Source organism: Lentzea sp. NPDC005914 (assembly GCF_040629405.1).
Lineage (GTDB): Bacteria > Actinomycetota > Actinomycetes > Mycobacteriales > Pseudonocardiaceae > Lentzea.
The window spans coordinates 33,206-55,857 of the sequence record NZ_JBEXVQ010000049.1; the positions used below are offsets into that span (position 1 = coordinate 33,206).

At 68.7% G+C, this 22,652-nt stretch carries 17 protein-coding genes; 9 read left to right on the forward strand and 8 right to left on the reverse strand.

Annotated elements, in window-relative coordinates; genetic code table 11:
- Positions 1–15: 15 nt before the first annotated feature.
- The gene (locus ABZ345_RS42505) at positions 16–672 is read right to left on the reverse strand and encodes an HAD family phosphatase (RefSeq protein ID WP_359860632.1); all 657 of its coding nucleotides are present in this window, start codon (positions 670–672) and stop codon (positions 16–18) included.
- Positions 665–4,204 carry a methionine synthase gene (metH, locus tag ABZ345_RS42510; protein WP_359860633.1) on the reverse strand — a complete coding sequence of 1,180 codons (3,540 nt, stop codon included), beginning with the start codon at positions 4,202–4,204 and terminating at the stop codon, positions 665–667. The genes ABZ345_RS42505 and metH overlap by 8 nt, the downstream gene beginning before the upstream one ends.
- 48 nt (positions 4,205–4,252) lie before the next feature.
- On the opposite strand from metH, the gene ABZ345_RS42515 reads away from it, so the two are divergent.
- The 3 genes from ABZ345_RS42515 to ABZ345_RS42525 all read left to right on the forward strand — a co-directional run bounded on the left by ABZ345_RS42515 (position 4,253) and on the right by ABZ345_RS42525 (position 7,116).
- Positions 4,253–5,152 (forward strand): PAC2 family protein, encoded by a 900-nt coding sequence (locus tag ABZ345_RS42515; protein ID WP_359860634.1) that lies wholly within the window; start codon positions 4,253–4,255, stop codon positions 5,150–5,152.
- 72 nt (positions 5,153–5,224) lie between these two features.
- Positions 5,225–5,536, forward strand: a complete 312-nt coding sequence (locus tag ABZ345_RS42520) for a hypothetical protein (protein WP_359860635.1) — start codon at positions 5,225–5,227, stop codon at positions 5,534–5,536.
- A 419-nt stretch (positions 5,537–5,955) separates the two neighbouring features.
- Positions 5,956–7,116, forward strand: a complete 1,161-nt coding sequence (locus tag ABZ345_RS42525) for an MFS transporter (RefSeq protein ID WP_359860636.1) — start codon at positions 5,956–5,958, stop codon at positions 7,114–7,116.
- On the opposite strand, the gene ABZ345_RS42530 is transcribed toward ABZ345_RS42525, so the two are convergent.
- Both ABZ345_RS42530 and ABZ345_RS42535 read right to left on the reverse strand, forming a co-directional pair.
- Complete coding sequence (locus tag ABZ345_RS42530) at positions 7,046–8,629, reverse strand: ABC transporter permease (protein ID WP_359860637.1); 1,584 nt, start codon at positions 8,627–8,629, stop codon at positions 7,046–7,048. The genes ABZ345_RS42525 and ABZ345_RS42530 overlap by 71 nt on opposite strands.
- The gene (locus ABZ345_RS42535; RefSeq protein ID WP_359860638.1) at positions 8,626–9,513 is read right to left on the reverse strand and encodes an ABC transporter ATP-binding protein; all 888 of its coding nucleotides are present in this window, start codon (positions 9,511–9,513) and stop codon (positions 8,626–8,628) included. Before ABZ345_RS42535 ends, ABZ345_RS42530 begins: the two co-directional genes overlap by 4 nt.
- Before the next feature lie 83 nt (positions 9,514–9,596).
- Between ABZ345_RS42535 and ABZ345_RS42540 the strand changes: the two genes are divergently transcribed.
- Positions 9,597–10,094: a MarR family transcriptional regulator gene (locus ABZ345_RS42540; protein ID WP_359860639.1), complete on the forward strand. Its 498-nt coding sequence runs from the start codon at positions 9,597–9,599 to the stop codon at positions 10,092–10,094.
- A gap of 60 nt (positions 10,095–10,154) precedes the next feature.
- Here ABZ345_RS42540 and ABZ345_RS42545 read toward each other — a convergent pair whose 3' ends face one another.
- The gene (locus tag ABZ345_RS42545; protein WP_359860640.1) at positions 10,155–11,255 is read right to left on the reverse strand and encodes a S1 family peptidase; all 1,101 of its coding nucleotides are present in this window, start codon (positions 11,253–11,255) and stop codon (positions 10,155–10,157) included.
- Between the two features lie 409 nt (positions 11,256–11,664).
- On the opposite strand from ABZ345_RS42545, the gene ABZ345_RS42550 reads away from it, so the two are divergent.
- Positions 11,665–13,461 (forward strand): S8 family serine peptidase, encoded by a 1,797-nt coding sequence (locus ABZ345_RS42550; protein ID WP_359860641.1) that lies wholly within the window; start codon positions 11,665–11,667, stop codon positions 13,459–13,461.
- 154 nt (positions 13,462–13,615) lie between these two features.
- Positions 13,616–14,008 carry a hypothetical protein gene (locus tag ABZ345_RS42555; RefSeq protein ID WP_359860642.1) on the forward strand — a complete coding sequence of 131 codons (393 nt, stop codon included), beginning with the start codon at positions 13,616–13,618 and terminating at the stop codon, positions 14,006–14,008.
- 36 nt (positions 14,009–14,044) lie between these two features.
- On the opposite strand, the gene ABZ345_RS42560 is transcribed toward ABZ345_RS42555, so the two are convergent.
- On the reverse strand, positions 14,045–15,067 hold the full coding sequence (locus ABZ345_RS42560; protein ID WP_359860643.1) for a hypothetical protein: 1,023 nt from the start codon (positions 15,065–15,067) through the stop codon (positions 14,045–14,047).
- Entirely contained in the window at positions 15,067–15,234 is a 168-nt protein-coding gene (locus ABZ345_RS42565) for a hypothetical protein (RefSeq protein ID WP_359860644.1), read from the reverse strand. Before ABZ345_RS42565 ends, ABZ345_RS42560 begins: the two co-directional genes overlap by 1 nt.
- Positions 15,235–15,252: 18 nt before the next feature.
- On the opposite strand from ABZ345_RS42565, the gene ABZ345_RS42570 reads away from it, so the two are divergent.
- Complete coding sequence (locus ABZ345_RS42570; RefSeq protein ID WP_359860645.1) at positions 15,253–15,738, forward strand: isopentenyl transferase family protein; 486 nt, start codon at positions 15,253–15,255, stop codon at positions 15,736–15,738.
- A 3-nt stretch (positions 15,739–15,741) separates the two neighbouring features.
- Here the strand turns inward: ABZ345_RS42570 and mshC are convergent, their stop codons facing one another.
- Positions 15,742–16,980, reverse strand: a complete 1,239-nt coding sequence (mshC, locus tag ABZ345_RS42575) for a cysteine--1-D-myo-inosityl 2-amino-2-deoxy-alpha-D-glucopyranoside ligase (RefSeq protein WP_359860646.1) — start codon at positions 16,978–16,980, stop codon at positions 15,742–15,744.
- Positions 16,981–17,115: 135 nt separating this feature from the next.
- Here mshC and ABZ345_RS42580 point away from each other — a divergent pair, with 135 nt between their 5' ends.
- Together ABZ345_RS42580 and ABZ345_RS42585 are read left to right on the forward strand one after the other, a co-directional pair.
- Positions 17,116–21,390, forward strand: coding sequence for a glycoside hydrolase family 2 TIM barrel-domain containing protein (locus tag ABZ345_RS42580; RefSeq protein ID WP_359860648.1), 4,275 nt, complete (start codon positions 17,116–17,118; stop codon positions 21,388–21,390).
- A 61-nt stretch (positions 21,391–21,451) separates the two neighbouring features.
- The gene (locus ABZ345_RS42585; protein ID WP_359860650.1) at positions 21,452–22,399 is read left to right on the forward strand and encodes a slipin family protein; all 948 of its coding nucleotides are present in this window, start codon (positions 21,452–21,454) and stop codon (positions 22,397–22,399) included.
- Positions 22,400–22,652 lie beyond the last annotated feature (253 nt).

Here is a 22,652-nt window from a genome sequence, read left to right on the forward strand (position 1 = left end):
GGCCAGGAGCTCGGGCTAGAGGGCCTTCAGCACGTCCAGGTCGACGCCCACCAGCGAGTCGCGGAAGATCCGCCGCTCCCCCGCCTCCACCTCGACGTCGCACGGCACCACCAGAACCGTGCACCCGGCGGCAACCGCGGCCGCCACACCCGTCGGCGAGTCCTCGATGGCCACGCACCGCGCAGCATCCACACCCAGCAGCCGGGCCGCCTTCAGGTACGGCTCGGGCAGCGGCTTGTTCAGCCCGTCCACCTCGTCGCCGCACACGGTGACGTCGAAAAGATCCCGGCCGATCGTGTCCAGCGCGACCTCGGTCAGGGAGCGCTCGGTCGACGTCACCAGCGCCATCGGCACGCCGGAAGCACGCACCGCCCGCAACGCTTCGGCTGCTCCCGGACGCCACGGCAGACCGGCGCGGAAGACCTCCTCGGTGCGGCGCGAGATCCACGCGGCGCCGTCCAGCAGGTCGTCGGCGGAAGGCTCGATGCCGACATCGGCGAACAGCAGGCGCATCGTCGTGGGCACGTTGGTGCCGACCATGCGTTCGCGGGTCTCCAGCGAGAGCACCCCGCCGAGCTTCTCCGCGTACTCGTAGAGCGGGATGTCCCAGAGCTTCTCGGAGTCCAGCAGGGTGCCGTCCATGTCCCACAGAACGGCAGAGAGGTCAGACATTGAAGTACTTCGCCTCCGGGTGGTGCGCCACGAAGGCGTCGGTGGACTGTTCGGGGTGCAGCTGAAGCTCCTCGGACAGGGAGACACCGATGCGCGACGGGTCGAGCAGGTCGACGATGCGCTTGCGGTCTTCCATCTCGGGACAGGCGCCGTAGCCGAACGAGTACCGCGCGCCGCGGTAGCCGAGCTTGAAGAACTCCTCGACGTCGGCGGGGTCCTCCTGAGCCACTGACCCGCCCGAAGGCCACACGAGCTCCTCGCGGACCCGCTTGTGCCAGTACTCGGCCAGCGCCTCGGTGAGCTGGACCCCCAGTCCGTGGACTTCCAGGTACTCACGATACGCGTTCTTGCCGAACAGCTCGTTGGCGTAGTCGGCGATCGGCTGGCCCATCGTCACGAGGTGGAACGCGATGACGTCGGCCTCACCGGACTCGCGAGGACGCCAGAAGTCCGACAGGCAAAGCCTGCGATCCCTTTTCTGGCGCGGGAAAGTGAAGCGGAAGCGCTCGGCGGAGTCGGCCGAAGGCTCTTCCAGAATGATCAGATCGTCGCCATCGGACACACACGGGAAGTAGCCGTAGACGACTGCGGCGTGGGCAAGAACACCTTCTGTGGCAAGGCGTTCCATCCAGTAGCGCAGGCGCGGACGTCCCTCGGTCTCGACCAACTCCTCATAGGTCGGGCCGCCGCCGCGCGACCCCTTCAGGCCCCACTGGCCCATGAACGTCGCACGCTCGTCCAGCAACGCCGAGTAGTCCGCGACCGGGATGCCCTTCACGACACGGCTGCCCCAGAACGGCGGCGCCGGGATCGGGTTGTCGGCGGCGACGTCCGAGCGGCCGGTGACGGTCTCCTCCTCGGCCTGAGAAGCCTTGCGGGCGGCGGCGACGCGCAACGCTCGTTCGCGACGAGCCTTGCGCTCCAAGGCTTTCGCCTCGGCCTCGGGGTCGACGAGAGGAGTCTCACCGCGCTTGGCCGCCATGATCGCGTCCATCAACCGCAGGCCCTCGAAGGCATCCCGGGCGTAGCGGACGTCACCGGCGTACATCTCGGTCAGGTCGTTCTCGACGTACGCCCGCGTCAAAGCCGCGCCGCCCAGCAGGACCGGCCACCGCGCGGCGACACCCCGGGAGTTCATCTCCTCGAGGTTCTCCTTCATGATCACGGTCGACTTGACCAGCAGGCCGGACATGCCGATCGCGTCCGCGCGGTGCTGCTCGGCGGCGTCCAGGATCGTGGTGATCGGCTGCTTGATGCCGATGTTCACGACCTCGTAGCCGTTGTTGGACAGGATGATGTCGACGAGGTTCTTGCCGATGTCGTGCACGTCGCCCTTGACGGTGGCGAGCACGATCCGGCCCTTGCCGCCGTCGTCGGAGCGTTCCATGTGCGGTTCGAGGTGCGCGACGGCGGTCTTCATGACCTCGGCGGACTGCAGCACGAACGGCAACTGCATCTGGCCGGAGCCGAACAGCTCGCCGACGGTCTTCATACCCGCCAGCAGGGTGTCGTTGATGATCTGCAACGCCGGGCGCTGCTCCAGGGCGGCGTCCAGGTCGGCTTCCAGCCCGTTGCGCTCGCCGTCGACGATCCGGCGCTCCAGCCGTTCGAACAACGGCAGCGCGGCCAACTCCTCGGCGCGGGAAGCGGAGTTCGACTTCGTGGTGACGCCTTCGAACAGCTCCATGAGCTTCTGCAGCGGGTCATAGCCTTCGCGGCGCCGGTCGTAGACGAGGTCGAGAGCCACCGCGCGCTGCTCGTCGGGAATCCGCGCCATCGGCACGATCTTGGAGGCGTGCACGATCGCGGTGTCGAGACCGGCCTGCACGCACTCGTGCAGGAACACCGAGTTCAGCACCTGGCGCGCGGCCGGGTTGAGTCCAAAAGAGACGTTCGACAGGCCCAGAGTCGTCTGCACGTCCGGGAAACGGCGCTTGAGCTCGCGGATCGCTTCGATCGTCTCGATGGCGTCGCGGCGCACCTCCTCCTGGCCGGTGGAGATCGGGAACGTCAGGCAGTCGACGATGATGTCGGAGCGGTGCATGCCCCAGTTCGTCGTCAGGTCCTCGATCAGCCTGGTGGCGACCCGGACCTTCCACTCCGCCGTGCGGGCCTGGCCCTCCTCGTCGATGCACAGCGCCACGACCGCCGCGCCGTGCTCGGAGGCGAGCCGCATGATCTTCTGGAAGCGGGAGTCCGGGCCGTCGCCGTCCTCGTAGTTGACCGAGTTGACGGCGCAGCGGCCCCCGAGACACTCCAGACCGGCCTGCAGGACGCCGGGCTCGGTGGAGTCCAGCATGATCGGCAACGTCGACGCGGTGGCCAGGCGGGACGCCAGCGCGCGCATGTCCGCCTCGCCGTCGCGGCCCACGTAGTCGATGCAGAGGTCGATCAGGTGGGCACCCTCGCGCGTCTGGTCGCGGGCGATCTCGATGCAGTCCTCCCACTTCTGGGCCAGCATCGCCTCGCGGAACGCCTTGGAGCCGTTGGCGTTCGTGCGCTCACCGATCATCAGCACCGAAGCGTCCTGTTTAAACGGGACGGCTTGGTACAAAGAGGACACACCAGGCTCGGGGCGCGGCCTGCGAGCCGACGGTCCGAGATCTTTGACCGCTTCAGCGACCTGACGCAGGTGCTCGGCCGTCGTGCCGCAGCAACCGCCAACGAGCCGCGTGCCGAACTCCTGCACGAACCCGCTCAACGCCTGCGCCAGCTCCTCCGGCGACAACGGGTACACAGCGCCGTTGGGGCCCAACTCGGGCAGACCGGCGTTCGGCATCACCGACAGCGGGATGCGCGCGTGCTTGGACAACGTCCGCAGGTGCTCGCTCATCTCGGCCGGGCCGGTGGCGCAGTTGAGGCCGATGAGGTCGATGCCCAGCGGTTCCAGCGCGGTCAGCGCGGCGCCGATCTCCGAGCCCAGCAGCATCGTGCCGGTCGTCTCGACGGTCACCTGGGCGATGATCGGAACCACGCGGCCCTCGGACGCCATCGCCCGCTTGGCGCCGATGACCGACGCCTTGGTCTGCAGCAGGTCCTGCGACGTCTCGACGATGATCGCGTCGACGCCGCCGACCAGCAGGCCCTTGCACTGCTCCTGGTAGGCGTCACGCAACGTGGCGTACGGCGCGTGACCCAGCGTCGGCAGCTTGGTGCCAGGGCCGACACTTCCGAGCACGAACCGGGGCTGATCGGTCGTGCTGAACTCGTCCGCGACCTCACGCGCGAGCGCGGCGCCGCGCTCGGACAGGTGGAAGATCTGGTCCGGGATGTCGTACTCGGCCAGGTTCGCGAGGTTCGCACCGAACGTGTTCGTCTCGACCGCGTCCACGCCTACCTCGAGATAGCCGCGGTGCACGGCCTTCACGACGTCCGGCCGTGTCACGTTGAGGATCTCGTTGCAGCCTTCTAGACCGTTGAAGTCGTCAAGAGAGAGGTCAGCGGCCTGAAGCATCGTGCCCATGGCGCCGTCAGCGACGACAACCCGGCTCACCAGCGCTTCCAGGAACGGCGACTCTCCGCGTTCACGCATGGGCCAAGCCTACGATGAGTTAGATAGGTGAGGCCGTAGTCTGGCGCCGTGAACGATCCGTCCCAGGAATCCCCGACCCCCTCGAACCCGCGCATTCCGCTCACGAGTCCGATCATGGTCTGCGCTTTCGAAGGCTGGAACGACGCCGGCGACGCCGCGAGCACCGCGATCGAGCACCTGCAACTCACCTGGGACGCCACCCCGCTCGCCGAGATCGACCCGGACGACTACTACGACTTCCAGGTGACGCGACCCACAGTCCGAATGGTGGACGGTGTCACCCGAAGGGTCGACTGGCCGACGACGCGGCTGTCGGTGTGCCGGCCTCCCGGCTCGGACGTGGACGTGATCCTCGTGCACGGCATCGAGCCGAACATGCGGTGGCGCAAGTTCGCCGCCGAGCTGCTGGGGCACATCGACGCCCTCGGGGTGACGACCGTGGTGACGCTGGGCGCGCTGCTCATGGACACGCCGCACACCCGTCCCGTGCCGGTCACCGGCACCGCCTACGACCCGGACGCAGCCACGAGGTTCGGCCTCGAGCACTCGAAGTACGAGGGCCCGACCGGCATCGTCGGCGTGTTCCAGGACGCGTGCGTGCAGGCGGGCATCCCGGCGATCTCGTTCTGGGCCGCCGTCCCGCACTACGTCTCGCAGCCCCCGTCCCCCAAGGCCACGCTGGCCCTGCTGCACCGGGTGGAGGAGGTCCTCGACATCGAGGTCCCGCTCGGCGCGCTGCCGGAGCAGGCCGAGGAGTGGGAGCGCACGGTCAGCGAGATGGCCGACGAGGACGAGGACGTGCGCAACTACGTGCGCGCGCTGGAGGAGCGCGGGGACGCGGCCATCCAGATCACCGAGGCCTCCGGTGACGACATCGCGGCGGAGTTCGAGCGGTACCTGCGGCGGCGCGGGCGCGGCCCGGGCTGGCCGTCGCCCGGTCCTCGCTGACTAGGGTTTCCACCAGGCCGTCTCGGTTCATTTGGACCGGGACGGCTTTTTCGCGCGCTGAAAGGCTGAGCCGTGCCCGACCGACCTGAGATCGTCTGCATCTGCGGCTCCACCCGGTTCGCGGACGAGATGCGTGCGGCGAACCGTGAACTGACCCTCGCGGGCGTCATCGTCGTGGCGCCGAGCGAAGCCGACGGGTTGATCACCGACGAGCAGAGGGCCGTGGTGGACGCTCTCCACCTGCGCAAGATCGACCTGGCTGACCGGGTTCTGGTCGTGAACCCCGGCGGGTATGTCGGCGAGTCCACGAGCCGGGAGATCGCCTATGCCCAGGCCACCGGCAAGCCGATCTCGTACACCGATCCCGTCGGACCACCTCACTAGACTTGAAATTGGGGGTACCCGGCCGACGTCGTGTGTGTGGTGCGTGCCCATAGAGCGTGCCTATCGAGCGCAGATGGCACCAGCGTGAGCGCAAACCAAGCTGACCGTCGAGCGGTCCCTCGTCGAACGAACACCGGCCGCGCGAGCGCAGCATCGCCACGACGATTCGGAACGTGCAGGCCAGGTCGGCTACCGCCGCAAGCGACCTGCCCGCCCGATCGACTGCGGTGACGAGCAGCGGTGTGTGGTGAGCGCTCATAGGGCGTGGGGCGGCGGCGTGCTGTTGGCCGACTCCCACCAGTGCGACTCGTGTCTCCTCCGTCAACCCGGCGGTTCGCCACGGGCATCGAGACCGAACAAACTTAGCTCCGGCAACCATCGCCGCCGCTCCCCTACTAGGGTGAGCGGCGGAGGTGTCCGTGGGCCGCTTGGCACGTGCCGGGTTGTACGCCGGCGCATTGATCGGGCCGTTCGGCGGCGCCATCACGACGTCGATCCTGCCCGAGATCGGCAGCACCTTCGGGCGCTCGCCGGGTGCGGCGGCCTCGACGCTGACGTTCTACCTCGTGCCGTTCGCGGTGCTGATGCTGGCGTCCGGCACGTTCGCGCAACGCTGGGGTCCACAACGGACCGTCCGCATCGCGTACATCGCTTACGCCATCGCGTCCGCGCTCGCCGCGAGTGCGTGGACCTTCGAGGTGCTGCTGGCTTCCCGGGCGCTGCAGGGCGCGGCGAACTCGTTCACCACGCCGGTGCTGCTCGCGGTGATCGCCGCCTCGACGCCGAAGGAGAAGCTCGGCCGCGCGCTCGGGCTGTTCGGGTCGATGCAGGCCGCTGGGCAGACGAGCGCGCCGCTGGTCGGAGGGCTGGCCGCCGAGATCGACTGGCGGCTGGCGTTCGTCGTGATCTCGGTGGTGGCCGTCGCACTCGCGGTCCTGGGCGTGCCGCAGACCGACACCGAGCCGGAGCGCGATGCAAGCCTGCGCAGTGCGTTCGTGCCCAGCACCCTCAAGCCGGCCGTCGTCGCCTTCGTGTGCTGGGGGTGTCTGGGCGGGCTGTCGTTCCTCGTGGCGTTCCGGCTGGACGACGTGTTCGGTCTCGGCGCGGGACAACGCGGTGTGCTGCTGACCGGGTTCGGCATCGTCGGGTTCCTCACCGCCAGGCAGATCGGCAAGGCCATCGACCGGTTCGGCGCCGCTACCACGGTCGTCGTCGGGGCGACGCTCGGCGCGGGGCTCGTGGCGGCGGTGGGTACGACGCCGTCGGCGGCGATCGCGGTCGTCGCGTGGGCGCTCACCGGGGCGGCCGCTCAGGGTGTGCTCGTGAGCCTCAACGCGTTGGTGCTGCAGAGCGAGAACGCCAACAGGGGTGGCAGCGTCAGTGTCGTGCAGTCACTGCGCTTCATGGGCGCTGCCGTGGCCCCGCTGGCGTTCGTCCCGCTCTACCAGTCCCATCCGCTGCTGGGGTTTCTCGTGCCGGCCGGTCTGCTGGTCACCGTGCCGGCGATCATCACGTGGTCAGGTCGCGGCGCCGGAACCCGACGAACCCCGCAGCCAGGAGCACCGCCGCCACCCCGGTGAGCCACAGCAGCGGCCCCGCGGTGATGTCCGGGTACTTCGGGACGTGCGTGAACGGCGAGACGTCGAGCGCCCACTGGTCGAGCCCCAGCGCCGGGCCGAGCAGCGTGATCACCAGTGCCGCCGACACCACGGCCCAGCTGACGCCCGTGAGCTGCGGGAACAGCCCGAACAACAGCAGTGCCACGCCCGCGATCACCCACGCGGCGGGGAGCTGGGCCAGTGCCGCGCCGATCATCCGCGGCAGAACGCCGCCGAGGTCGTCGGTCTGCGCGCCGTACACCAGGCCCAGACCCAGTCCCGCCGCCGCCAGCACCACCGCGCCGCCGACCAGGGCGAACACCGCGTGCGACGCCACCCAGCCCCAGCGCGAGACCGGCGTGGCCAGGATCGGCTCGGCACGGAACGCGGTCTCTTCCGAACGAAGCCGCAGCACCGCCTGGACCAGGTAGATCGAGGAGATCAGGCCCAGCAGCTGCGTGACGGTGGCGAAGAACGCGTCCACCATCGCGTCGGCACCGCCGATCTTGCTGACGATCTGCCCGAGCGTCGGGTTGTCCTGCACCATCTGCCCGACGGCCTGGGCGACGCTGCCGTAGATCACGCCCACCGCGAGCAGCGCGATGGACCAGCCGATCAGCGAGCCCTTCTGCAGCCGCCAGGCCAGCCCGAACGGCGTACCGATCGTGCCGTGAGCAGGCCCGAGGCGCGCGGACAGCAAGCCCAGCCCCACGTCCCGGCGCGTCACGATCCACGCGGAGACGCCGACCAGGACCACGGTGAAAGCCAGCGAGATGCCGAGTACCCAGAACCGGTTGTCGGCGAACGACCGCACGTGCTCGGTCCAGCCGATCGGCGAGAACCAGGTCAGCCACTGCGGACCGGACTCCCCCGCCGCGTCACCGGCGGCGCGCAGCAGGTAGGTCACGCCGAGGAACCCGCCCGCGATCGCGTTGGACACGCGCGAGTTCTCCGACAGCTGCGCGGTGAACGCGCTGACACCGGTGAAGACCAGTCCCACCGAAGCCGTGGACAGGCCGAACGCGAACGAACCGGCCGGGTCCAGTCCCTTGCCGATCAGCACCACCGCCTGCAGCACGCCGATCAGCAGGCTCGTGCCGCCCGCGACGATCACCGCGGCGGCCAGCGGTGCGTGCCGACCGACGACCGTCGCAGCGATCAGCTCCGTGCGGCCCGCTTCTTCTTCGGCGCGCGTGTGCCGGGTGACGACCAGCATGGCCATGATCGCGACGAACAGGCCCGCGAACACGCCCCAGCGCCACACGACCAAGCCGCCGAGCGTCGACCAGTCGTGCAACGGGCCGAGCATCGCGAGGAACGCCGAGTTGGCGTTCGCTGTCGCACCGAGGAGCGCCCTCGACTGTTCCGTCCCGTAGAGCTCTTCCAGCGCGGTCGTCGTCGACAACGTCGTGAAGACGAGGAAGATCACCCAGACGGGCAGCAGGATCCGGTCGCGGCGCAGTGCCAGCCGGACGAGGTGCCAGGTGCCGATCATTTCGCGTCCTCGTAGTGGCGCAGGAACAGCTCTTCCAGCGTGGGAGGCTGCGAGGTCAGCGTGCGCACGCCCGACGACACGAGCTGCTTGAGCACCGGGTCGAGCTTGTCCGAGTCGACCTCGAACTTGACCCGGTTGCCCTCGGCCACCAGGTCGTGCACGCCGGCCATCGATGTCAGCCCGTTCGGCGGTCCGGCCAGCTCGGCGGAGATCGACGTGCGGGTCAGGTGCCGCAGGTCGGCGAGCGTGCCGGTCTCGACGATGTGGCCGTTGCGGATGATCGAGACCCGGTCGCAGAGCGCCTCGACCTCGGCCAGGATGTGACTCGAGAGCAGGACGGTGCGGCCGCGCTCGCGTTCGTCGTTGATGCAGTCCTGGAAGACGGCCTCCATCAACGGGTCGAGGCCCGAGGTCGGCTCGTCGAGGATCAGCAGCTCGACGTCCGAAGACAGCGCGGCGACCAGCGCCACCTTCTGCCGGTTGCCCTTGGAGTAGGTGCGGCCCTTCTTGCGCGGGTCCAGTTCGAAGCGCTCCAGGAGCTCCTCGCGGCGTTGCTTGTTCAAGCCGCCGCGGAGCCGTCCGAGCAGGTCGATGACCTCGCCACCGGTCAGGTTGGGCCAGAGGTTGACGTCGCCGGGGACGTAGGCGAGGCGGCGGTGAAGGGCTGCGGTGTCCTTCCACGGGTCGCCGCCGAGCAGCCGCGCGGTGCCGGAGTCGGCACGCAGCAGGCCGAGGAGGATCCGGATCGTCGTCGACTTGCCGGACCCGTTCGGGCCGAGGAAGCCGTGCACCTCACCGGTCTGGACGTCCAGGTTCAGGTCGTCCAGTGCACGCGTCGGACCGAAGGTCTTGACCAGGCCCGACACGGATATCGCAGATGTCATGCCCGGTAAGCTACACTTCTTTCACAACTTCGTGAAGGACGTAAATTTTGCCCGATCGGCTGACGAAAGGGGATGATGCCGCCGTGACGAGAGCTACACAGCGTGACACGCAGGCGGTGAGCCAGTTCGTCGAACGCTTCGGCGGGATTCTGGCGGACACCGGCGTGCCCCGCATGCCGGCTCGCATCCTCGCGGCGCTGCTGACGACGGACTCAGGACGGCTCACCGCAGCCGAGATCGCCGATCTGCTGCAGATCAGCCCGGCGGCGGTGTCGGGCGCGGTGCGCTACCTGACCACGGTCCAGATCGTCAGCCGCGAGCGGGAGCCGGGATCGCGCCGGGACGTCTACCGGATGCGCGACAACGTCTGGTACGAGGCGACGTTCCGCAAGGACCAGATGCTGGTGATGATCGACGAGGTGCTCAGCGAGGGCGTTCAGGCGCTCGGGTCGGACACCGAGGCGGGGACGCGGCTGGACGAGACGCGGGAGTTCTTCCGGTTCTGCCACGGAGAGATCGGCTCGATGCTCGACCGCTGGCGCACGCACCGCGAGAAGTGGCTGGAAGAACGCGAAGGCTGAAAATGGCGAAGGGCTCCTTCAACCACGCGAGGTGGATGAAGGAGCCCTTCATCGTGAACGTCAGCCCGTGACGAGCGTCAGACCGTAGGTCGAGAGGATCTCGTTGACCGGCTGGAAGTAGGTCGTGCCGCCGCTGGTGCAGTCGCCGGAGCCACCCGAGGTGACACCCTGCGCCTGCGTGCCGCTGACCCACGAACCACCCGAGTCACCGGGCTCCGCGCACACGTTCGTGCGCGTCAGACCGCTGACCGAGCCCTCCTGGTAGTTGACCGTCTGGCTCTTGGCCTGGACCTCGCCGCAGTGCCAACCCGTGGTCGAGCCGGAACGGCAGATCGACGCGCCGACCGCGGACTCGGTGTGACCGGAGACGACGACGTCGGCGCCGCCGTAGTGGTTCACCTTGGCCGTGGACGTCCACGCCGAGTTCGCGCGGACGAACGAGTAGTCGTTGCCCGGGAAGGACGACTTCTCGAACTGGCCCAGCGCGGTCTTGTCGACCCCGGCCACCGTGTCGCCCGGCGACCCGCAGTGACCGGCGGAGACGAACCCGCCCTGCACCGCGAAGCCGACGGAGCACCGTCCGGCGTTGTTGATGTAGTAGGCGTCGCCACCGCGGATGTCCTTCAACACCCGCGGCGCCTCGTCGGTCTCGACGACCTTCGCGAGCGTGCCCACCTTCTCCACCAACGACTTCGCCGCACCGGCCTGACCGCGCTTCACCGTGATCGTCACCGCGTTCGCACGAGTGTCCACGTACCAGCCGGTGACCTCGGCAGGAGCCTTCTCGGCGTCGAGCTGAGCCTTGGCCGAGTCGAGGTCACTGGCCTTGTGCGCGACCGTGCGGGGCTCGGCACCGAGCCTGCGCAGCCGGTCGGCCTTGGCCCCGTCCGTCACGCCGACGACGAGCTTGCCGATGGACGCGTCGAACCACGCGCCACCGAACTCGTCGCCCGCGAACCCCTTGGCGACGTGCTGCAGGACCGCGGCCGCGCTTTCCTGGCGCAGCCGGTCCGCCGCCTGCTGGGCGTTCAGTCCGAGGTCGCGCTGCATCGCGGCGAGCAGGTCGGCGGAGGGTCCTTCAGCGGCGACGGCGGCAGGGGAGACCGTCGTCGCGAGTGCACCCGCCAGCACGGCGACTGCCGCGACAGCCATGCGCTTCATAGGCATTTCTCCTCAGTTTTCAGGTTCTGCAGGGCCGGTGTAACGCCGGACCGGGCAACCGCGATGAGGAGATCGGCTGTGCTGCAACACAGCCCGCACGACACCGGAAGCATGGCGTCCCCAGGCGGCCGAACTGCCCGATCAGTTCGTTCCTCCGTTTGGGTGACGCTATGTCGTGCTGCCTACCGGACGGTAGGGCCGATCGAGGGTGGACCTCTCGGCGTTCGGGTTGATATAGGGAATTCAAATGCGTTCTCTCAGCCTATTTCCGTGACGGAGAGCGACCGTCCGTATTGACACGAAATGTCAAATCTGTCAACAGTTCGCACTCGACGGCGTATCCCTCTGACCTGCGGTTTAGGTCTAACGTGCGGGTCACCCTGTTCCCTGCACGAGGGAGAACCCTGCCATGCGAAGAGTCTTGAGTACGGGACTCACCGCCGCCGCTGCCCTATGTCTGGCCGCCGCTGTGGTGCCCGCTGCTTCAGCTCAGGAAAACGTGGGGACGATTCTCGGCGCCGACCGCGCCGATGTCGTGAAGGACAGCTACATCGTCTCGCTCAAGGCCGACACGGCGTCGAGGGCCGCCGCGCCGGGCTTGGCGACCAAGTACGGCGGCCAGGTCGACCAGGTCTGGCAGCACGCGCTCAACGGCTTCTCGGTGAAGATGACGGCCAAGCAGGCGGCCAAGCTCGCCGCGGACCCGAAGGTCGCCTACGTCCAGCAGGACGCCGAGGTGCACCTGCTCGACGTCCAGCAGAACCCGCCGTCGTGGGGTCTGGACCGCGTTGACCAGCGCGACCTGCCGCTGAGCAACAGTTACCAGTACGACACCATGGCGTCCAACGTGCACGCGTACATCATCGACACCGGTGTGCGCACCACGCACACGACGTTCGGTGGCCGTGCGACCTGGGGCACCAACACCTCCGGTGACGGCAACAACAGCGACTGCAACGGCCACGGCACGCACGTCGCCGGCAACATCGCGGGCTCGCAGTACGGGCTCGCGAAGGGCGCGCAGGTCGTCGCCGTCAAGGTGCTGAACTGCCAGGGCTCCGGCACCACCGCCGGTGTCGTCGGCGGCATCGACTGGGTGACGGCGAACGCGATCAAGCCCGCTGTCGCCAACATGTCGCTCGGCGGCGGCGGGGACACCACCCTGGACTCGGCCGTCAAGCGTTCCATCGCGGCCGGCATCACCTACGCCATCGCGTCCGGCAACTCGAACACCGACGCCTGCAGCACCTCGCCCGCACGCGTCCCCGAGGCGATCACGGTCAACGCGTCGACCATCAACGACGCGCGCGCCTCGTTCTCGAACTACGGCACCTGCACGGACATCTTCGCGCCCGGTGAGAACATCACGTCGTCGTGGAACACCAACGACACGGCGACCAACACCATCTCCGGCACGTCGATGGCCACCCCGCACGTCGCGGGCGCGGCTGCCCTGTGGCTCGCCACGCACACGACCGACAGCCCGGCCGCCGTGTGGGCCGGCCTGAGCGCCGCCTCCACGCCGAACAAGATCACCAACCCCGGCACGGGCTCGCCGAACAAGCTGCTCTACACGCTCTTCGGCACCCCCCAGCCGGGCAACCCCTCGGTGACGAACCCCGGCAACCAGACCTCCACGGTCGGCACGCCGGTGTCGCTGCAGCTGGCGGCCACCGGCGGCACCCCGCCGTACACCTGGTCCGTCTCCGGTCTCCCGGCCGGCCTGTCGGCGAACGCGTCCGGCGCGATCTCCGGCACCCCGACCACGGCGGGCACCTCCACGGTGACGGCCACGGTGACCGACTCGGCGGGCAAGACCGGCACCACGACCTTCACCTGGACGGTCAACCCAGTGGGTGGCGGCTGTGACGCCAAGACCAACTCCACGCCGGTCACGATCGGCGACCTGCAGACCGTGACCAGCACGATCGCCATCTCGGGCTGCGCGGGCAACGCGTCGGCCACGGCGACGATCAAGGTCGACATCAACCACACCTACAAGGGCGACCTCGTGGTCGACCTGCTCGCGCCCGACGGCACGGTCTACAACCTGCACAACCGGTCCGGCGGCTCGACCGACAACATCAAGGAAACGTTCACCCGCGACCTCTCCTCCGAGGCCGCGAACGGCACCTGGACGCTGCGAGTGCGTGACGCGGCGTTCCTGGACACCGGCACGCTGAACAGCTGGACGCTCGACGTCTGAGCTGTTCTCCGCTGAACGAGACCGCCCCCGGCGCTTCCGCCTCGGGGGCGGTTTCCTTTGGTCGGCGTGCCCGCTGGTGTTTGTAACGAGATACGACGGCTGCCCGACAAGCCCGCTGCACACCGAGCCTGTCGCACCATCTGGGGAATTTCACATGGCACTTTTCAGCAAGACGCCCGAGGAGATCGCTGCCAAGAGGGCCGCCGACGAGCGGCGAGCAGCGGAGGCCGCCGCGGCGCGCTTCGCTGCCTCACCGGCGGGTCAGGCGCGCACCGCCAAGGAAGAGGGAGCAAAGCTCTTCCAGATCTCCATCGATCTCGAGAGCACGTCAGCCAGGTCCAGCCTTGGCATGGCCACCGTGACGAGAAGGAGCAACAACCACACGCAGATGCTGAACGAGGTCGAGGCCGAGGGGTGGAAGTTCGAGGCCATCTCGACGACCTTCATCCCCCAGACCACCACGACCACCGAGCGGTGGTACACGAACGGGTCTCGCGAGGCGACCTCCGGCATCGTGCTGGCGACCTACGTGTTCAGCCTGGCGTGACCTGACGACACTTCCGTCTCGGGCTCGCCACTCCTTTCACCGCAACCGGTCCGCCGCCTCTTTCGCGGCCGTCTGCACCACCGGAGGCAGCCTCGGCACGTGGCGCGCCTGCCGTTGCGCCTCGGCGAACACCTCGCGGGCGAGCCCGATCTCGGCGACCCCGGCCAGCAGGAACAGCTCCTCCACGTACTGGCGGCCGAGGCCCACCTCCTGCCAGCCGTCCACGCCTTCGAGGGCCTTCCCGCACTCCTTCAACGCCTCCCAGGCGGCACGGTGGTCGCCGGCCTTGCGTTCGAGCTCGGCCAGGTTCTGCCACCCCGACGCGAGGTCCCAGCCGGTTTCCGCGAACGCCAGGCCCTCGCGCTGTGCCTGAGCCGCCTCCGCGAACGCGCCCAGACTCGCCAGCTCGTACCGCAACTGGTTCAGGGTGCCGACGTCCCGGGGCCGATCCCGTGCCCACCGGTCCAGCTCCGCGCGGGCCAGCTCCGTCTCCCCCGCCAGCTTGGCGCGCTCGACCCACGTCAGCGCGTCCTCGTCGTCCGGGTCGCGCGGGAACCACTCCCGCTTGCTTTCCGCCCACTGCTCCAGATCGTCGTCGTCCAGGTCCGTCTCGCCGAAGAACTGCAGCATCTCGTCGCGCTCGGGGTGATCACTCGCCCGCACGACGTCGAGCGTGGCGCGCACTCCCGCGGCGAAGACGTACTCGCGGTCGTACCCGCACCAGGTGTCGAAGTTGGCGCGCTTGATCGCGTACTGGCGCCAGACGTCGTCGGGCTGCCGGTGCTCGGCCAGCAGGAACCCGGCCAGCTCGGCCTGCTCGCCCAGGCCCTGGAACGGTGCGTTCCGGCGGCACTGCGCCTCCTGCTCGGCCAGGAACCGCAGCAGGGGCAGGTCTTCGGGCCTGCGGTCGTACTGCAACGCCCACAGCACCAACGCGCGGTGCACCTCGTTGACGTCGTAGTCGAGGTCCTCGGCGTCCTTGGCTTGCTGGTACTCGAGCTCCTGCCACGCCGCTGTCGACTCCCGCATGCGCGCCAGTTCGCGCCGTGCCTGCTCCATCACCGGTCCATTGTGGCGCGGCGATCGGATCGGCCGGCGCGGGGAAATCCGATGTCGCGATGAACATCGCCGCCGGACACGACGTACCGGTCGTCGTCGCCGATCGGATCTAGCGCTTCGTCGACCTGCTCGTCACGAGCGCCCGGCAGGAGGGCGAGCGACGCCACGACCTCGTCGATCGGACCGTGCCGGACGGTGACTACCCCACTCACGAGGCCGCGCACGCGCTGCTGCGGAAGGTCGAGGCGTTGAGCAGGGAGCACGAGCACGTGGTGGTGGAAGGCGGGTCCATCTCACTGCTGAGCAGGTTCGCCGCCTGCCGGGGCCGCTTTCCGTTCCGCCTCGTCACGACGGTGCTGCCGCTCACCGGCGAACGCGCGCATCTGGACCGGCTGCGCGCGCGGGCCGAGCGGATGATCACCGAGGGCATGCTCGACGAGATCGCGAAGGCCTGGCAGCACCGCGAGCAGCGCCCGTTCATCGCTTCGGTCAACGGATCGGAGGCCGTGCTGCGGTGGTGCGGCGAGACCGGCACGGACCCCGAGGACCTGCCGGGGATCGACACCACCGCGACCGCCGAACTGGTCGAGCGGATCGCGGTGGTGCATCACGAACACAGCCTGGAACAGCACGGGGTGTTCACCCGGCTGTTCAGCTGGAATCACGCCTGACCGTTAGAGGTCCACGCCCAGAAGCGCGTCCACGGCGGTGCGGATCTGCGACGGTCCGTGCTTGTCCGAACCACCGTGCGACAGCGCCTCGTCGGCCCACGCGTCGATGGCCGCGAGAGCGCGCGGCGTGTCCAGGTCGTTGCCCAGGTGGTCGCGCAGCCGCGTCACGGTGTCCACAGCGGACGGACCGGTGTCCAGGTCCGTCGCCCGGCGCCACTTGGCCAGCCGCTCCAGAGCCTCGTCCAGCAGCGACGGCGTCCAGGTGCGGTCCGAGCGGTAGTGGCCCGCGAACAGCGCCAGGCGGATGGCGTTCGGGTCGACCTTCTCCGCGCGCAGCTTGGAGACGAAGACCAGGTTGCCGCGCGACTTCGACATCTTCTCGCCGTCGAGGCCGATCATGCCCGCGTGCACGTAGTGGCGGGCGAACGGGTGCTGGCCGGTCTGGGCCTCGGCGTGGGCGGCCGAGTACTCGTGGTGCGGGAAGATCAGGTCCGAGCCGCCGCCCTGGACGTCGAAGCCCATGCCGAGGCGGTTGTGGGCGATGGCGCTGCACTCGACGTGCCAGCCGGGGCGGCCCTCGCCCAGTTCCGACGGCCACGCGGGCTCGCCGGGGCGCTTCATCCGCCACAACAGGGCGTCCAGCGGGTGGCGCTTGCCCGCGCGGTCCGGGTCGCCGCCGCGTTCGGCGAAGAGCTTCGTCATCTCCTCGGACGAGTAGTTCGACTCGTAGCCGAACCGGCCCGTGGCGTCGTGCGAGAAGTAGATGTCCGGGTACTCGGAGTCGTCGGCGCGGTAGGCGACGCCGTCGCTCAGGAGCTTGGCGACGACCTCGACGATCTCGGGGATCGCCTCGACGATGCCGACGTAGTCCTGGGGCGGCAGGACGCGCAGGGCCACCATGTCCTCGCGGAAGAGGGCGGTCTCGCGCATCGCGAGGACGACCCAGTCGTCCTTGTCCCGGATCGCCCGCTCGAGCAGCGGGTCGTCGACGTCGGTGACGTTCTGGACGTAGTGCACGTTGTGGCCGTTGTCGAGCCAGACGCGGTGAACGAGGTCGAAGGCCAGATAGGTGGCGGCGTGGCCGAGGTGCGTCGCGTCGTACGGTGTGATGCCGCAGACGTACAACCTGGCGGTGTCTCCTGGAGCCGTGGGGCGAACCTCGCCCGTAGCCGTGTCGAACAGCCGCAGCGGGCGGGGGTCCCCCGGAACCCGCGGCACAGGAATGGATGACCAGGTCTGCATGAGTCCGACACTAACGCGTGCCGCCGTATGCAGTGCACATTCCGGCTGTTGGGACTACCACCCCACGGGCCATCAGGACAGAAAGATCGGACATTCGTTGACGACGTTGTCATCGCGTCCCTAGCGTCCAAGGGCATGCTTCGTGTCGTTGTGGCCACGTTGACAGCCCTGTTCCTCTCCCCCGTGACGTCTTCGGCGGCCGCCCAGGCCGACCCGCCGAACGCCTTGGCCTACCTGGAGAACCCGCGCATGACGGGGGAGAACCAGGAAGCCCCGCACCCCGATCTCAAGCCCGAGCGCCGCCTGAGCCTCAACGGCGACTGGCGCATCCGGATGTTCGACAAGCCCGAGGACGTCAGAGAGACCGCGGACGGCTGGCGCACGGTCCAGGTCCCCCACACGTGGCAGACCGACTTCCTCGACCACCCGATGTTCCGCAACATCCCCACCGAGATGTACCCGGACGCCCCGCCCGCGATCCCCCGGGACGTGAACCCCACCGGCGTCTACGAGAAGACGTTCGACCTGCCCGCGAACTGGGACCGCACGCTGCTCAGGTTCGAGGGCGTGACCAGCGGTTATCTCGTCTGGCTCAACGGCACGTACGTCGGCTACGACCAGGGCGGCTACACCCCCGCCGAGTTCGACATCACGACCAGGCTCAAGGCCGGCCGCAACACCCTGAGGGTCCAGGTCCACCGCTGGGGCTCCGGCTCCCACCTGGAGGACTACGACCAGTGGCGGTTCTCCGGCATCTTCCGCGAGGTCTGGCTCTACACGACCCCCAAGACCTACCTCCAGGACGTCACCGTCAAGACGGACCTGGACGCCCAGTACCGCGACGCCACGATCACCGCGGACGTCAAGATCGGCGGCCCGGCGGAAGGCCACACCGTCCGGACAAGGCTGTTCGACCCCCAAGGCCGCGAAGTCGCCATTCGAGACGGCAAGGTGACCGACCCGCTCAAGTGGACCGACGAGACGCCGAACGTCTACGAGCTCCGCATCGAGTTGGTCAAAGACGGACGGGTGATCCAGACCGGCAGGCAGCCCGTCGGGTTCCGCAAGATCGAGATCGTCGACAAACAGCTCAAGATCAACGGCAAGCGCGTCGTGTTCCGAGGGACCAACCGCGCGGAGACCTCAGTGCACGGCGGCCGCTACGTCACCCGCGCTGACCAGGACAAAGACGTCGAGCTGATGAAGCGGTTCAACATCAACGCGGTCCGCACCTCGCACTACCCGAGCGACCCGTACTTCTACGAGCTCGCCGACCGCAACGGCCTGATGATCGACGACGAGGTCGACATCGAGACCCACCACCACGACGGCTGCCCGGACAACTGCCTGGCCGAGCGTCCGGAGTGGCAGGACGCGTTCCACGACCGGTTCGTCGCGATGATGCAGCGCGACAAGAACCACCCCAGCGTGATCATGTGGGACACCGGCAACGAGGCCGGGCTCGGCAAGGCGCACTACGCGATGGCCGAGTACGCGAAGAAGAACGACACGCGCCCGCTCTACCACCAGCCGAACTCCCCCGACGGTGACGCGCCGTTCGCGGACGTCTGGGGCCCGCGCTACCCGTCGCCCGCGAGCCTGGAAGCCAAGGCGAAGACCACGACCAAGCCGATCATCATGGGCGAGTACGCGCACGCGATGGGCAACAGTCTCGGCAACTTCAAGGAGTTCTGGGACGTCGTGCGGGCCTATCCGCAGGTGCAGGGCGGCTTCATCTGGGACTGGGCCGAGCAGAACATCGCGCTGCCGTTGTTCACGACCCCTGACCAGGCCAACGGGATCCTGACCTGGCTGAGCGGCAAACCGTCGCACGTGGACGGTCCGCACGGCAAAGCGTTGCAGCTCAGCGGACTCGACGACTTCGTGGAGGTCTACCGCGACCGCAAGCTCGACGAGGTGTCCGCCGGGCTCACCCTCGACGCCCAGGTCAAGCCCGCCTCGTGGACCGGCGACTTCACCGTCATCTCCAAGGGCGACCACCAGTACGCGCTCAAGATGGCCAACGAGACCACGCTGCAGTTCTTCATCTACAGCGGCACGTGGCGCACGGTCGAAGCGCAAGTGCCGGCCGACTTCTACGACAACTGGCACCGCGTCACCGGCACGTTCGACGGCACAAAGCTGCGGCTGCTGATCGACGGCCGTGAGGTCGGGGCCACGGCCTACACCGGCACGATCGACCGGTCGCACTGGCCGGTCAACATCGGCCGCAACGCCGAGACCATGCAGGAGAACGTCCGGACCCGCATGGCGCGCGGCACGATCGACCAGGTCCGCGTCTACCACCGCGCCCTGACCGACGCCGAGCTCGCCGCCGACCCTGCCAAGACGGCAGTCCTGGCGCTCGACTTCGAGCGGCTGGAGGACAAGGGCCGCAAGGAGTCCTACGGCTCGGGCACCGGCGGCGTCGACGGCGTGGTGTGGGCGGATCGCAGGCCGCAGCCGGAGACCACCGAGCTGACGGCGGTCCACTCCCCCATCCGGTTCTCGTTCTCCGACAACAAACTGACTGTGGAGAGCGAGCGTCAGTTCACCGGTACCGACGACCTGGAGCTGCGCTGGCAGGTGCAGGACAACGGCCGCACGATCGCCCAGCACCGCGGCAGGCTCCAGCCGGGCACCATCACGTTGCCGGACTTCGGGGCCCGCACCGAACGCCTGCTGACCGTCCGCGCCACCGACCGGCGGGGCAACGACGTCGGCATCGCCCAGTTCCCGCTGGGCGGCACGCAGATCGCCGGTCTGCACGCTCCCGGTGCGCCGGGCAAGCTCACCACTTCCACGAACGACAACGAGATCGTGGTGTCCGGCAAGGATTTCCGGTACGTGGTAGGCAAGAAGTCCGGCACGCTCACGTCGATGCGAGTGCGCGGCACGGAGCTGCTGAAGACAGGACCGGAACTGGACGCCTGGCGGGCCCCGCTGTCCAACGAGTTCATGAGCGAGGACGGTGCCTGGTACCGCAACGGCCTCGACCGGCTCCAGACCACGCCGTCGAGCGTCACGGTCACCTCGGACGGCCCTGACACGGTCATCACGGCTCGGTCCACCGCACAGGCGGTCTCCGACTCGTCGTTCGGCCAGACCTTCACCTACCGGATCACCGGGGACGGCGAGATCCAGGTGGGCCACCGGGTCGCGGCTCGCGGCAAGATGCGCGACCTGTCCTACCTGCCCGGCATCGGTTTCACCCTGAAGGTTCCCTCCGAGTACCAGAAGTTCACCTGGTACGGCCGCGGTCCTGGCGAGAACTACGACGACCGCAGGTCCGGCAACCCGGCCGGCGTCTACCAGTCCACTGTGGACCGGGAGTTCAACGACTACTACAAGCCGCAGGACTTCGGCAACCACGCGGACACCCGCTGGGCGACGCTGTCCAACGGCCGCGCGGGTCTGCTCGTCGCGGGCGACCTGGACGTCCGCGTCTCGCAGTACGACGACCTCGACCGGGCGCCGTACCCGTTCGCGCTCAAGAAGAACGACGGCTGGACCACCCTGCACGCGGCACACCGCGTGACGGGCGTCAGCGAGACGTTCCACGAGCCGTTGCCGCAGTACCAGGTGGAGGCGGGTAACGAGTACGCGTACTCCGTGCTGCTGCGCCCGCTCACGCCGGCCGAAGCCGCGACGGGCAAGCTCGGCCGGCAGGTCACCTGTGCGCCGTCGGCCGAACTGCGGGCCGCCGACACCGCTCTCGAACCGGGTGAGCAGGTCGAGGCCGAACTCGTGGTGACCCAGCCGTGCCCCGGGACCACCACGGCCACGCTCTCCGCACCCGAGGGCTGGTCGGTCTCCCCCGGCACCGTCGACCTCACCAGCGGTTCCGCGAAGGTGACGATCAGGCGCTACGGCGGCGAGACCGGCACCCGCCCGGTGCTCGCCGAGGTGAGGTCGGGCCGCGCCACCACGACCGCGACCAAGGACTTCACCGCCACCCCGCCCGCGCCGAGCGGGGAAACGGCGGTGTCGTCGCTGCCGTTCCTCAGCGAGCGCAACGGCTGGGGCCCGATCGAACGCGACCGCAGCAACGGCGAGAACTCCGGCGGTGACGGCGCTCAGATCAGCATCCGGGGCGCCAAGTTCTCCGTGGGCGTCGGCGCGCACGCCGAATCCGAGTTCCAGGTCTACGCGGGCGGCAAGTGCTCCGCGCTGACCGCCACGATCGGCGTCGACGACGAGACGAACGGCAGCGGCAGCGTCCGGTTCGAGGTCCTTCGCGACGGCCAGTCGGTCTACCAAAGCCCTGTGCTGACAGGGCAGAGCGCGGCGCTGCCTCTCTCAGTCGACACGAGTGGAGCAGCGGTGCTGACGTTCCGGGTGTCAGACGGAGGTGACGGCAACGCCTGGGACCACGCCGACTGGGCTAACCCCGTGCTGAGCTGCCGGTAATTGTCAGACCCCAGGCGTACCGTTGGAGATCAAGGGCATTCGCCGGTGAAGGGCGGGTCTCATGATCTTGGAAATCCTCGGCGGACTGGTCGCGTTCGGAGGCCTCGGCCTCGCCATGAGCGCCAGAGTGATCAAACAGTTCGAACAGGGACTGGTGTTCCGGTTCGGCAAGCTCCAGCAGGGCGTGCGCGGGCCGGGGCTGACGATGCTGATCCCAGGTGTCGACCAACTCAGGAAGGTCAACCTGCAGATCGTCACCCTGCCCGTGCCGGCCCAGGACGGCATCACGCGCGACAACGTCACCGTGCGCGTCGACGCCGTCGTGTACTTCAAGGTGCAGGACCCGGCGAAGGCCGTCGTCAACGTCGAGGACTACCGGTTCGCGATGCTGCAGGTGGCCCAGACGTCGCTGCGGTCGATCATCGGCAAGAGCGAGCTGGACGACCTCCTGTCCAACCGCGAACACCTCAACCAGGGCCTGGAACTGATGATCGACACCCCGGCGCTGGCCTGGGGCATCGACATCGACCGCGTCGAGATCAAGGACGTGGCCCTGCCGGAGAGCATGAAGCGCTCGATGTCCCGCCAGGCGGAGGCCGAACGCGAACGCCGCGCCCGCGTCATCACCGCGGACGGCGAACTGCAGGCGTCCAAGAAGCTCTCCGAGGCGGCCGGCACCATGGAACAGACGCCGGCGGCCCTGCAGCTGCGGCTCCTGCAGACCATCGTGGAGGTGGCGGCCGAGAAGAACTCGACGCTCGTGCTGCCGTTCCCGGTGGAGCTGCTGCGGTTCCTCGAACGCAACACCCTCACCGACCAACCCGCCGGCAAGCCTGCGGAGACACCGGCGGAAACGCCCGCCGTCGCACCGGCGGACAAGGCCGCGGACAAGGCCGTCGAGGCGCGCGCGGACAAGGCGGTCGACGCACCGGCGGACAAGCCGGCGGGTGAGTTGCCTCGAGGTGATGCCGAGAAGAGTGCTGTCAGGGAGGGTGATTCGACGGCGTGAGGTGACTCCTGCCTGGGAGTGCCGCCGGACCGCGAGCTGGGCAGCCGACTCCGGGGGCGGGTGACCGATGCACCGCTTCCTGCCTGGGAGCGCCGTCTGGGCAGGGGTTGTCGCCATTGACGGCTGGCGGCTGGCGGCTGGCGGCTGGCGGCTGGCGGCTGGCGGCTGGCGGCTGGCGGCTGGCGGCTGGTGAGACGCAACCCCACCTGCCTGGCGACGACGTCCAGGTGGGACGGCGAGCTCGCCGAGTCGA